This is a genomic window from Desulfitispora alkaliphila (genome assembly GCF_050433185.1).
Classification (GTDB): domain Bacteria; phylum Bacillota; class Desulfitisporia; order Desulfitisporales; family Desulfitisporaceae; genus Desulfitispora; species Desulfitispora alkaliphila.
Window position 1 is genome coordinate 43,051 of record NZ_JBNPXS010000011.1, and the last position, 11,848, is coordinate 54,898.

Genomic DNA, 11,848 nt, shown 5'->3' on the forward strand with positions numbered 1-11,848 from the left:
CCTTCCCTCCCTACTTATTAAAAAATGTCGGGAAGTTTTCCCGACATTTTCTAAAATAAATTTTATCTTTTTTATAATTTAATGTCAACACTTGGCATAAAGTCAATTTCTCAAATCCATTTCTTTAATAGCCTTGATTATCTCTGGCTCCGTCAAAGGTCTAGGGTAATTGTAAATAACACCACCGGGTTTTTCATTGTAATATGGACGATTACAATCTGGACACCCAGAGGTTTGAAAGGCTTTGCCATCTGAAATTACCTTCACTAAAACTTCATGCTGAATACCAAAACTGGTTACACACTCATCCTCAAAAACAAACCTATCCATACTTACTATTTCCTGTTCAATGAGGTGTTTTCCTAGTTGAATCCTTCTGTAACTAGAAATATCTGGTTGACGACTGTCTTCTAATTTAGTTCCCCTTATGGGAGTAAATGCAAAAAGAGCCACCTTCACTCCTATTTTTTTCATTTCATCAATGCATGCAAGCATCTCATTTTCAGTCTCACCAAGGCCTACAATTAAATGGGTACTAATCTTCCCAGGAAATCTTTTACTTGCCTGCTCCAGCATTTCTAAGCGCCTATTCCAGCCTTCACCCTTAACTCTTTTAAAAACTCTTTCACAGGCTGCATCCAGGGCAATGCTTATTCTATCTGCACCTAAATCAAATAACTCCTCTAGGTGCTTTATATCCAGCGGATTACAAGATAAACAAACCGGGATATTAGTTTTAGTTTTTATAGCTTCTAGCTTATTTACAGCATTGTCCATTGACTTTTTTTGATTCACCACTTGAATACAGACACGCCTAATCTTGTCATTATCATAGGAAACACTTAATTTTGATAACACCTCATTAAAGTCAAAATCAGGCCAAGTAATCCTAGATAACATGTCCAACCTACTATTGCTATTTTTCGCTTGTGGGCAAAAACTGCAGTCTCCTACACACTTTTCACCTATGAACATATAAGCCGTAGTTGGGAGTGCATCTGTTTTTATTTTTTTTAAACCTAATACATCTGCTGTACCCAAGGATATTCGTATCACAGTACACAGCACTCCTCTCCCTTTGTAATCGTGAGCCCCTCTGCCTCTGCTGCTTCAACTACAGCTTTTGTGGGCATTACAATTTTATTGACTCCACATTTTAAAGCTAGTAAATCCAGTTCAGCCCTGTATCTGCCCCTAGGACGCATACATCCTAAATGTATTGGTATATCAGGAAACATCTTTCTCGCAGTAGCAATAACTTTCCCCACTTCCTCTAGCTTCGGCGGAGACTTATCCTGAAATTTAGTGTTCTTTGTAGGTGTGAAAACAATGAAAACTATTCCACAAGCTCCATCCTCTTTTAACATCTTTAATGCATTAAACTCTCCACTGAGCTCTCCACTTCTAATTCCAATACAGATATGAGGTAGTACTTTAACTTGTCTACTTAGATTATTATAGCTAGCTCTGTAATCAGCTACAGTTGCATTTAATCCATAAACTTCTTTAATAGTTTCATTATCGCCTAAATAGTCAAATGAGATAACATCTGCAATTTCACTTATTTGAGCTGCTTCCATTTCACTTATTAATCCCGTATGCAAATTTACTTTCTTTCTTTGCTTTTCGGAGGCTATATATTTCCAGTGTTCCTTTAATGGAACTGTACCATCTGAGTTACAGCCACCACTTATTAATACACTTTTGCCCTGTTTAGGGCTATTATTGAAATAATCTAGTGCTGGTATCATATTTTTGAGGTAATGACCTCCACAGTGAGCACATTGAAGTTCACAGCTGCTTCCAGTCAATGAAACAACCTTGGTACCTTCTGGATAATCAAACTGGATGCTGTTAGGAAAATTTCTTTTCCTCAGCATCCAGGCTTCTTGCTGCAGTGCTAAAAGATCCTGCATTATCCTTGCCACCTTAAATCTGGCTTTCTAGCAGCAGTTACCTCATCTAGGCGTTTAATCTCAGTCTCATGAGGAGCATTAATGACTATCTCTGGTTTTTCAACACATTCTTTGGCTATCTGTTTCATCGCCTCTATAAAGCTATCCAGTGTCTCCTTGCTCTCGGTTTCTGTTGGTTCAAACATCATAGCTTCCTCTATAATTAATGGGAAGTAGATAGTAGGGGGATGGTAACCATAGTCTAAAAGTCTCTTAGCTATATCTATGGTTCGAACTCCTTTATCCTTAAACGGTTTGGGAGTAATAATAAATTCATGCATACACGTTTGATCAAATGGCAAATGGTAAGCTTCTGCAAGCTCTCGCATTAGATAGTTAGCATTTAAAACAGCATGTTCTGCTACACTTTTGATTCCTTCAGCCCCGAGAGCCCTTATATACGAATAAGCTTTAATTGCAACTCCAAAGTTTCCATAATAGGATTTGACCTTACCAATTGATTTTGGTAAATCATAATCCATATAATAGCGATCTTCTTCCTCATTGTATTCTATCATTGGTTTTGGAAGATAGGGAACTAGAAAATCTCTTACACCAACAGGGCCCGCGCCTGGTCCACCACCACCATGGGGAGTAGAAAAAGTCTTGTGCAAGTTATAATGAATGACGTCAAAACCCATATCACCTGGTCTAACAACTCCTAAAATCGGGTTCATGTTAGCACCGTCATAATAAAGCAAGCCTCCAGCCTCATGTACTATATTAGCTATTTCTTCAATATTTTCATCAAACAAACCTAGTGTGTTCGGGTTTGTCAGCATTAGTGCTGCTGTATCTTCTCCTACAGCTTTTTTTAACTCTTCCAGGTCTACACCACCGCGAGGATTAGATTTTACTTCAACAGTTTCATATCCACACACAGTAGCAGTAGCTGGATTTGTTCCGTGGGCAGAATCCGGCACTATTACCTTATTCCGCCTGTGTTCTCCTAGTTCTTCATGATATTTCTTTATAATCATAAGACCTGCCAGTTCACCGTGAGCACCAGCCGCAGGTTGTAAAGATACTCTGCTCATACCTGATATTTCACTCAGGTACTTATCTAATTCATATATAATTTGCATTGAGCCCTGGCTTAATTCTTCTGGCTGATAAGGGTGACTTAAAGCAAAGCCAGGTAGTCTACTCACGTCTTCATTTACTTTAGGATTGTACTTCATAGTGCAGGACCCCAAGGGGTAGAAGCCATCGTCTACACCATAATTCTTTTTAGATAGCCTGGTAAAATGCCTTACTACATCTAACTCACTAACTTCTGGAAATTGTGCTGGCTCTTTCCTAATCTCATTTCCAGGCAATAGATCCTCTATTCTCTGGTCTGGTACATCTAGTTCAGGTAATGAGTAAGCTTTTCTACCAGGCTTACTCAACTCAAAAATTATCTGACTCATTTCAATCCCTCCCATGCAGCAATCAGTTCGTCAATTTGTTGCTTGGACTTAACTTCTGTTACACATAGAAGTGCATGGTTATTTAACTCCGAATAAAAGCATCCAATATTCAAGCCGCCTATGATATTATTTTTTAATAATTGCTTATTAGTATTATCTATATTATCCTCGGTTTTAACTACAAATTCTTTAAAAATTGGCTTAGTAAATGCTCTTTCAACGCCCTTCAATTTACACAGCCGCTCAAGAGTATAGTTCGCCTTTTTTATACACTGGGAAGCTAGGTCCTGTATACCCTGCTTTCCTAAGGTAACCATAGCAATTGTTGCAGCAAGGGCTGCTAAAGCTTGATTAGAGCATATATTAGACGTGGCTTTATCTCTTCTAATATGTTGTTCTCTAGCTTGTAGTGTGAGTACAAATCCTGGTTTCCCATCCTTATCAACTGTTCTACCAGCAACTCTTCCAGGTATTTTTCTAACAAGCTTTTTGGTTACTGCAAAAAAACCTACGTGGGGACCTCCGTAACTCATGGAATTTCCAAAACCCTGAGCATCACCCACTACTATATCCGCTCCATAATCAGCAGGTGGCCTTAATATACCTAGCGATATGGGATCTACTATTGGCACTAGTAGCCTTTTGCTACCTTTTTGCTTCACAATTTTATTGATTTCTTCAGTATCCTCTAAGCAGCCAAAAAAGTTTGGTTGTTGAAAAAGAACCGCAGCTACATCATCATCCATCACACCTGCTAAAGCATCTAAATCAGTAGTACCATCTTTCATTCCAACTTCAACTACTTCAATGCCTTTAGTTGCTGCATATGTGTTGACAACTTGCCTGTATTCTGGATGAACAGTAGTTGAAATTACTACTTTATTATTTTTTGTCTGTCCGCAAGCCATAAAAACAGCTTCAGCTGCAGCTGAGGCTCCATCATACATTGAAGCATTGGCTACATCCATACCTGTTAGTTCACAAATTAAGCTTTGAAACTCATAAATGACTTGGAGAGTGCCTTGACTAATTTCAGGTTGATAAGGCGTATATGCTGTATAAAATTCTGATCGCTGCAAGATGTGCCCTACCACACTAGGAATATAGTGCTCATAAGTTCCTGCTCCAAGAAATGAATTAAATCTTTCTGTATCACCATTTTTTAAATTAATTTCTTTCATAAGCCTTTTTAATTCTAACTCGGAGATACCAGCTGGTAAGTTTAATTCCCCCTCAAACTTTACACTATTAGGAATCTGGTCAAATAGTTGTTCTTTAGACTCAATTCCTATTTTTGCTAACATTTCTTTTCTGTCAGCTTCTGTATGAGGAATGTAGTTCATGGTTATTCCTCCTTTTTTGTAAACTCCTGATATTCAGCAGCAGTCATTAATTCATCTAATTGACTTTCGTCAGAAAGCTCAACTTCAATAATCCACCCCTCTTCATATGGTGCTTCATTTATCTTTTCTGGCGAATCTAATAAGCCTTCATTAATAGCAACTACTTCTCCTGAGATTGGAGCATAAATGTCCGAAACAGCTTTAACTGATTCTATCACACCAAAAGCATCTCCTATCTCTATCTGGTCACCTTCCTCAGGTAACTCAACAAAAACCACATCTCCTAACATGTTTTGAGCGTATTCTGTCACCCCAATGCGCACTTTGCCTCCATCTACCTTTACCCATTCATGTTCCTTTGAATACTTTAATTCCTCTGGGTACATAACTATTTAGCCTCCCTTTTATAAAATGGTGTTTTTATAATTTTTGCTGATATTTTCTTATTACGAACTGCTATTTTTATCTCTTCTCCTAGCTGATTATACTCAGACTCAATCAGTGCCAAGCCAATATTCTTTTTCAGCGTAGGAGAAAATGTTCCTGAAGTTACAAATCCAACCTCTGTATCGCCACTGTAAACTGAATATTGAGAACGAGCAATTCCCCGCTCCAACATTTCAAACCCCACTAATTTTCTAGTAACTCCCTTTTCCTTTGCATCAGTAAGAGCTTTTTTCCCTATAAAATCATCCTTGCCAAGTTTCACAAACATTCCCAACCCAGCTTCCAATGGGTTTATTTCAGGTGAAAGTTCGTTTCCATATAGGGGTAGTTTTGCCTCAAGCCTCAATGTATCCCTAGCACCTAAACCTATAGGCATCACACCCTCACTTTGTCCCTGGACTAAAATTTGATCCCAAATCTTTCTAGCCTCTGTAGGTTCTACATAAATCTCAAAACCATCTTCACCTGTATAGCCAGTTCTAGAGACAAGACAGTTGACACCCGCAAGGGTCAGTTTATCAAAAAAGAAAAATTTCATGTTATTCAAATCGTAATCAGTTAACTTTTGCAATATACTCTGAGCCAAAGGTCCTTGAAGAGCCATTAAAGCCATTTGCTCAGATACATCGTTAATCTCCACATCTCCATAACGATTACTAAGTATCCAATCCAAATCTCTATCCTTGTTAGATGCATTTACTACTAGTAAAAACTTCTGCTCATCCATTCTGTATACTAGAAGATCGTCTACAATCCCCCCTGTTTCAAAACACATAGGAGTGTATAGTATCTGATTCTTTACTATATTCCCCAAATCATTTGCAATGAGCCTTTGGACTAAACCCATGGCATCAGGTCCTGTTATTTCTATCTCCCCCATGTGAGAAACGTCAAATAAACCTGCTTTTTCTCTAACTACTTGATGTTCCTCAATTATACCTTTATACTGCACAGGCATGTGCCACCCACCGAAATCAACCATTTTAGCCCCTGCTTCAATGTGGGCTGCATTCAGTGGTGTTATTTTTAAATTACTGTCCATAATATCACCTCACTTATCTTATTTTTCTCCAGTAATCCTTAAATAAATACAAAAAGACAGAAAAGACAAGCTGTGCTGTCTCCTCTGTCCCCGATACCTGAGAGATTTACTTATAACAAAAGTTACCCCTTTGGTGTTCTCTTACAAGAGAAACTCTCCAGAGATTCGTCCTGTCGCGGTTCTTTTGCCTGAGAGTTTCCCTAGTAGTCAGCTCACTACAAGGTTGCTCCTTCGGCGCCTTATATGTCAAGGTCTCTCCCGCAGACAATCATCCGATATCAATATATACTTTGTTATTATTAATATTCTATTTTTTTATAATATTTCCTGCAATTTTAAAAAAATATTTTTATTTACCTAAAAAATCTTTTTCTATTTTTTTAGCAGTGGGGGTTCCAGCTAGTCCACCTATAGCAGTTTCTCTAAGCGCTGCTGGCATAGCATCCCCGACTTCTTTCATAGCTTTTACTACCTCATCTACTGGAATAACACTCTTGATATTTGCTAAGGCCATTTCTGCAGCACACATAGCATTAACTGTTGCCATTGCATTTCTCTTTACACAGGGAACCTCTACTAAACCTGCTACTGGATCACATGTTAACCCCATAGTATTTTTCAAGGCTATTGCAGTTGCATTAATAGCCTGTTCAGGACTACCACCTGCCATCTCTACAGCAGCAGCTGCTGCCATTCCTGAAGCTGATCCACATTCAGCTTGACACCCACCTTCTGCTCCCGAAATACTAGCTTTAGTTGCAATCACCATTCCAATTCCCGCTGCTGTAAAGAGTCCATAAACGGCCTTTTCCTCTGTTAAGTCAAATTTTTCTACTGTCCCCATAAGTACAGCAGGCAATATTCCACATGAACCCGCAGTAGGAGCAGCCACAATTTTGCCCATTGCTGCATTGACTTCAGCAACAGCAAGTGACCTCCCTATAGCCTTGCCAACTACTTCGCCCACAAGGGACCTACTTTTTGTAGCTTGCTCAAATACTTTTCTCCCGTCATACCCTACTAAACCACTAAAGGATTTTTGGGGCTCTTCAATCCCCACATTAGCCGATTTTACCATAACTTGATAGTTTTTCAGCATTGTTTTCCACACTTCTTGTTCACTTTTTTCCAGCTCTTTAGCTTGCCTCTGTAGTACTAATTTTCCTATAGTTGTCTTTTCTAAACTGGCAAGCTCTGCAAGTTCAGCTATGCTATGAAACATATTGACCTCCTCTATTGGCTAAATTGGCTTAACCATCCTAGCAGCCTCAATTGATTCTATATCCTCTATCCTAGCAACTAAGTTGTCTGGAACCTCTTGATCAGTTTCAATTACCATAAGAGCCAAGCTCCCCCTCTTCTCCCGGGATACTTTCATCTCAGCGATATTAATGCGTCCCTCTGATAAGATAGTGGTCACCTTTGCAATTAGACCAGGTTGGTCAATGTGGGCAACTATCAATGCATGATAATCACCTGATATATCCACATTAAACTGATCAATTTGGGTGACAACAATGCTTCCTCCACCAGTTGAGGAACTGGTAATTGCTGCTGTTGCACCATGAATCCCTGTTAGCTCTAAGCGAGCAGTATTAGGATGGGCCTTTGCTCCTAAATCCACAGGCACAAATTCAACAGCCATCCCTTGATCTTCCGCAATCTTAAGGGCTTCTTTAATCTCTTCATTATCAGGTTCATATCCGAGCAAACCTGCTACTATAGCTAAATTGGTTCCGTGCCCACGATAAGTCTTTGCAAAAGAGCCGTGTAAATATATATTTGCCGATTTTACTGGCTCTCCTAAAATAACTCGAGCTATTTTTCCAATCCTCACTGCTCCTGCAGTATGAGAACTGGATGGGCCAATCATTATCGGGCCAATAACGTCAAAGATATCTATCTCTGCCATAGCAACCTCCTAGAAACACTAATCTTATATCTATTATAAACTCCACAAGCAATATTATACAAATAAAAGCCGCCACTGTGTCTAAAAAAGGCTAAAAGCACAAGAAAGGCCCTTACCCCTCATAGACAGGACAGATGGCGGCCTGGTAGAAACTCCTGTAACCATTTCCTACAGGATTATATAGGTATTTCAACTTATTTTATTCTAGTGTCCGAAGAACGCAAACTGAATTATAAATAAGAATGCTAAGATATACATTACAAGCCCCACTTCATTCCATCTGCCTGTAGCTGTCTTCATAATAGCATAGCCTGTGAAACCAAAGGCAATCCCTTGAGCAATACTGAACGTCATTGGCATCAAGAAAATAGTCATAAAAGCAGGAAACGCCTCAGTAAAGTCAGAAAATTTAATCTTCGTTACTTCTGACATCATCAGTACTCCTACAAGTACTAAGATAGGGGCAGTAGCAACACCAGGAACTATTGCCACTAGTGGTGCAAAAAATAGTGCTAGTAAAAACATAACCCCTACAGTAACTGCCGTTAAACCAGTTCGTCCTCCGGCTTCTGTACCTGCAGCACTCTCTACATAAGAAGTAGTTGTACTTGTTCCCACAGCTGCTCCAAAAACGGTTCCCACAGAGTCACACATTAGAGCTTTATCCATTCCTGGCACATTTCCATCTTCCTTTACCATTCCTGCCTTCTGAGTAACACCCATGAATGTACCAATAGTGTCGAATAGGTCTACAAAAGTAAAAGAGAATACTACTGTTATAAGTCCAATTGATAGAGCTCCCAAAATATCCATTTGCATAAAAGTTGGAGCAATGCTAGGTAGTTGCGTTGAGAAAATATCTGCAGTGCTTTTGGGAACTTGAGCAAAACCAAAAATCATTGCTACTACAGTAGTAATGAACATCCCAATCAAAAATGCACCTGTAACTCTCTTGGCTACCAGTACACCAGTAACAAGCACCCCAAAGATAGCCAATTGTACTAGTGGATCACCTAGGTCCCCTAGGGCAACCAAAGTAATATCATCACCTATAATTATACCTGCATTCTTCAAACCAATTAGCGCAATGAAAAGCCCAATACCTACTGCTATAGCACTACGCAATGTTTGAGGAACAGCTTTAATGATAGCTTGTCTTGCTTTGGTAACAGTTAAAATAACAAAGATAATACCAGAAATAAACACTGCACCTAAAGCAGTTTCCCAAGGAACATCCATTCCAAGTACAATAGTATAAGTAAAAAATGCATTCAAGCCCATCCCTGGTGCTAAGCCGATGGGAAAGTTAGCATAAAGACCCATTAGTAATGTTGCAAAAGCAGAAGCTAGAATAGTAGCTCCAATAGCTGCTTCCTGAGGTATTCCTGCTGCTGTTAGAAAGTCTGGGTTAACAAATATAATATAAGACATAGTGATAAAAGTAGTTAACCCTGCTATGATTTCAGTTTTTACGTCAGTATTGCGTTCACTAAGTTTAAAAAATTTGTCAAGAAAGTTTGCTTGTGGATTAGACATTAATTTCCCTCCTGTTTAATTTAAAAGAACTAGCGGGTAAAATAAATCCCCTCCTTCCAACCCTTTTTCAGCATATTTTGCTATAGTTCTACAATAAACAACATTATATACGAATTAAAGCTCTTAGTAAATCCTCTTTACATTTATTTCTTCTAGTATTTTTTCAGTAATAGCTCTTTTATACCCAATTTCCTTCTCTTTATTTTCCCACCTAGGGAATAATTCATGCTCCAGTTCCAATAAATCAAAAGCTTTTCCCAAAATAAAAGAAATGAGATCAGAGGTTTTTTCTGGCAAATGATAAAATCCAGGCGAAGCTGGTAGGACATGCCCCCCAGCTTCGCTAATAGTAACCAAATTGCGCATATGAATCAAGTTGTACGGCGCCTCTCTGGGAACGATAATAAGCTTTCTCCTCTCTTTAAGCATCACATCTGCAGTTCGCGCAAGCAAATTATCGCCTGTTCCATTGGCAATGGAGCCTAGAGTTTTCATGGAACAAGGAATAATAATCATACCATCTGCTTTATGAGATCCACTGGCTAATGATGAAAAGAGGTCATTAATTGCGTGCACCATTGCATACTTTTCCAACTCACTTTTTTTTACTCCACATTCATACTCAATAACCTTTTCCCCGGTGCTCGTTATAATTGCATGAACTTCAACACCCAATTGCTTTAAACATTTTAATGCACCTAGACCATAAATAGCACCACTTGCACCAGTTATACCAATTATTATTTTCACAGTTACCTCCAATTGTTTAAGAGTTTAACGATTTATGCCAAATGAATAGGCTTCCCAACTAAACCATGGGCTGCCTCCATAATAGTCTCCGCTAAAGTGGGATGAGCATGAATTGTTTCTGCAATTTGCTCAGCTGTAATATTATTCTCAATTGCAAGAGCTACTTCTGCAATTAAATCTGATGCATGAGGCCCCATAATATGACCTCCTAAGATTCGGCCAGTATCTTTATCAGAAATTAGCTTAACTGTACCAACAGCCTTCCCCATGGCCAGGGCTTTTCCACTAGCTGTAAAGGGAAACTTACTTACATTAATCTCATAGCCTTGTTCTTTTGCATTATTTTCATCCAGGCCAACAGTAGCTATTTCTGGATTAGTAAAGATACAGCTTGGTATAGCCCTATTGTTAAATTCACTTTCATTTCCTTTAACAGCATTTTCCGCTGCTATAATACCTTGAGCGGAAGCCACGTGTGCTAGCATAGCTCCTCCTGTCACATCTCCAATGGCATAAATACTTGAAACGTTAGTTTCTAAATATTCGTTTACTACTATGGCTCCTCTCTCAACTGCAAGGCCCAATTTTTCCGCTTCAATGCCATGGAAGTTGGGTTTTCTTCCAGCTGCAACTAGAACTTTGTCACACCCTACTGTTTGTTCGCCCTTCTTTCCTTCTAATAACACTTGGATGCCAGTGTCGCTTTCCTCAATCTTTGTGACTTTTGTTTTAGTAAGGATATCAATTCCATTCTTTTTCAAAATAGGTCTCATTCTCTTTGGTATTTCTGGATCAATCCCTGGCAATACTTGATCCATCATTTCAACAACTGTTACTTTAGAGCCAAAGGTGCTGTAAATGCTGGCAAATTCAAGACCAACTACTCCACCCCCGATTACAACTAGGCTATCTGGTATACTTCTCATATTGAAAATCGTGTTACTATCAATTACTCCTGGCAACTCTACTCCTTCTATAGGAGGAACCATTGCCGATGATCCCGTTGCCAAAATAATTTTATTACAAGACAATTCCTCACTTATTCCTTGGCCATCTGTTACAGTCACTTTCCCCACACTAGTAACTCTACCCACTCCCTGGTATACAGTTACTTTATTTTTTTCTAGAAGCTTTTCAATTCCAGTCCCAAGGCTTTTAATAATCTCATCTTTTCTATTTAATACCTGTTCATAATCAACGGAAACTGAGTCTACTTTAATACCATACTGATTTGCCTCATTAATTTCCTTGTAGAGCGAGGCCGTCTTAATCATTGCTTTTGTGGGAATACAACCCCAGTTCAAACAAGTGCCTCCCAGTCTTTCTTTTTCAATTAATGCTACCTTTGCACCTAATTGCGATGCCCTTATTGCTGCCACATACCCTCCTGGTCCTCCCCCAATTACTACCATATCAAATTGTTCACTCATCATCATCGCTCCCTTAATAAT

At 39.0% G+C, this 11,848-nt stretch carries 10 protein-coding genes, 1 pseudogene and 3 riboswitches; all 11 genes and pseudogenes read right to left on the reverse strand.

All coding sequences use genetic code 11. From position 1 onward, the window contains the following. Positions 1 to 102: 102 nt before the first annotated feature. Positions 103 to 1,056, reverse strand: a complete 954-nt coding sequence (gene lipS2, locus GGQ84_RS05795) for a LipS2 family lipoyl synthase (protein ID WP_429160389.1) — start codon at positions 1,054 to 1,056, stop codon at positions 103 to 105. After that, positions 1,053 to 1,916: a LipS1 family lipoyl synthase gene (gene lipS1 / locus GGQ84_RS05800; protein ID WP_429160391.1), complete on the reverse strand. Its 864-nt coding sequence runs from the start codon at positions 1,914 to 1,916 to the stop codon at positions 1,053 to 1,055. The genes lipS2 and lipS1 overlap by 4 nt, the downstream gene beginning before the upstream one ends. Further along, a complete protein-coding gene (gene gcvPB / locus GGQ84_RS05805; RefSeq protein WP_429160394.1) occupies positions 1,916 to 3,367 on the reverse strand; it encodes an aminomethyl-transferring glycine dehydrogenase subunit GcvPB in 1,452 nt (483 codons plus the stop codon). Before gcvPB ends, lipS1 begins: the two co-directional genes overlap by 1 nt. Next, entirely contained in the window at positions 3,364 to 4,710 is a 1,347-nt protein-coding gene (gene gcvPA, locus GGQ84_RS05810) for an aminomethyl-transferring glycine dehydrogenase subunit GcvPA (RefSeq protein WP_429160396.1), read from the reverse strand. The genes gcvPB and gcvPA overlap by 4 nt, the downstream gene beginning before the upstream one ends. Before the next feature lie 2 nt (positions 4,711 to 4,712). Then, positions 4,713 to 5,096, reverse strand: coding sequence for a glycine cleavage system protein GcvH (gcvH, locus tag GGQ84_RS05815; RefSeq protein WP_429160399.1), 384 nt, complete (start codon positions 5,094 to 5,096; stop codon positions 4,713 to 4,715). 2 nt (positions 5,097 to 5,098) lie between these two features. After that, the gene (gene gcvT, locus GGQ84_RS05820; protein WP_429160402.1) at positions 5,099 to 6,199 is read right to left on the reverse strand and encodes a glycine cleavage system aminomethyltransferase GcvT; all 1,101 of its coding nucleotides are present in this window, start codon (positions 6,197 to 6,199) and stop codon (positions 5,099 to 5,101) included. Positions 6,200 to 6,281: 82 nt separating this feature from the next. Then, positions 6,282 to 6,362, reverse strand: a riboswitch (glycine riboswitch). Between the two features lie 3 nt (positions 6,363 to 6,365). Next, positions 6,366 to 6,471: riboswitch (glycine riboswitch) on the reverse strand. A 77-nt stretch (positions 6,472 to 6,548) separates the two neighbouring features. After that, the gene (gene sdaAA, locus GGQ84_RS05825; RefSeq protein WP_429160404.1) at positions 6,549 to 7,421 is read right to left on the reverse strand and encodes an L-serine ammonia-lyase, iron-sulfur-dependent, subunit alpha; all 873 of its coding nucleotides are present in this window, start codon (positions 7,419 to 7,421) and stop codon (positions 6,549 to 6,551) included. 18 nt (positions 7,422 to 7,439) lie between these two features. Then, positions 7,440 to 8,051: pseudogene (gene sdaAB / locus GGQ84_RS05830) on the reverse strand (L-serine ammonia-lyase, iron-sulfur-dependent subunit beta); the annotation flags it as partial. A gap of 162 nt (positions 8,052 to 8,213) precedes the next feature. Further along, positions 8,214 to 8,315: riboswitch (purine riboswitch) on the reverse strand. Further along, the gene (locus tag GGQ84_RS05835; protein WP_429160407.1) at positions 8,316 to 9,647 is read right to left on the reverse strand and encodes an NCS2 family permease; all 1,332 of its coding nucleotides are present in this window, start codon (positions 9,645 to 9,647) and stop codon (positions 8,316 to 8,318) included. Between the two features lie 123 nt (positions 9,648 to 9,770). Continuing rightward, positions 9,771 to 10,397, reverse strand: coding sequence for a UbiX family flavin prenyltransferase (locus GGQ84_RS05840; RefSeq protein ID WP_429160410.1), 627 nt, complete (start codon positions 10,395 to 10,397; stop codon positions 9,771 to 9,773). Positions 10,398 to 10,429: 32 nt separating this feature from the next. After that, positions 10,430 to 11,827 carry a dihydrolipoyl dehydrogenase gene (gene lpdA, locus GGQ84_RS05845; protein WP_429160478.1) on the reverse strand — a complete coding sequence of 466 codons (1,398 nt, stop codon included), beginning with the start codon at positions 11,825 to 11,827 and terminating at the stop codon, positions 10,430 to 10,432. Positions 11,828 to 11,848 lie beyond the last annotated feature (21 nt).

Excerpts from the sequence above, each read along its gene's own strand:
- lipS1 (WP_429160391.1), bottom strand. The coding sequence starts at position 1,916 with ATGCAGGATCTTTTAGCACTGCAGCAAGAAGCCTGGATGCTGAGGAAA.
- gcvPB (WP_429160394.1), bottom strand. The coding sequence starts at position 3,367 with ATGAGTCAGATAATTTTTGAGTTGAGTAAGCCTGGTAGAAAAGCTTAC.
- GGQ84_RS05835 (WP_429160407.1), bottom strand. The coding sequence starts at position 9,647 with ATGTCTAATCCACAAGCAAACTTTCTTGACAAATTTTTTAAACTTAGT.
- gcvPA (WP_429160396.1), bottom strand. The coding sequence starts at position 4,710 with ATGAACTACATTCCTCATACAGAAGCTGACAGAAAAGAAATGTTAGCA.
- gcvT (WP_429160402.1), bottom strand. The coding sequence starts at position 6,199 with ATGGACAGTAATTTAAAAATAACACCACTGAATGCAGCCCACATTGAA.
- lpdA (WP_429160478.1), bottom strand. The coding sequence starts at position 11,827 with ATGAGTGAACAATTTGATATGGTAGTAATTGGGGGAGGACCAGGAGGG.
- sdaAA (WP_429160404.1), bottom strand. The coding sequence starts at position 7,421 with ATGTTTCATAGCATAGCTGAACTTGCAGAGCTTGCCAGTTTAGAAAAG.
- gcvH (WP_429160399.1), bottom strand. The coding sequence starts at position 5,096 with ATGTACCCAGAGGAATTAAAGTATTCAAAGGAACATGAATGGGTAAAG.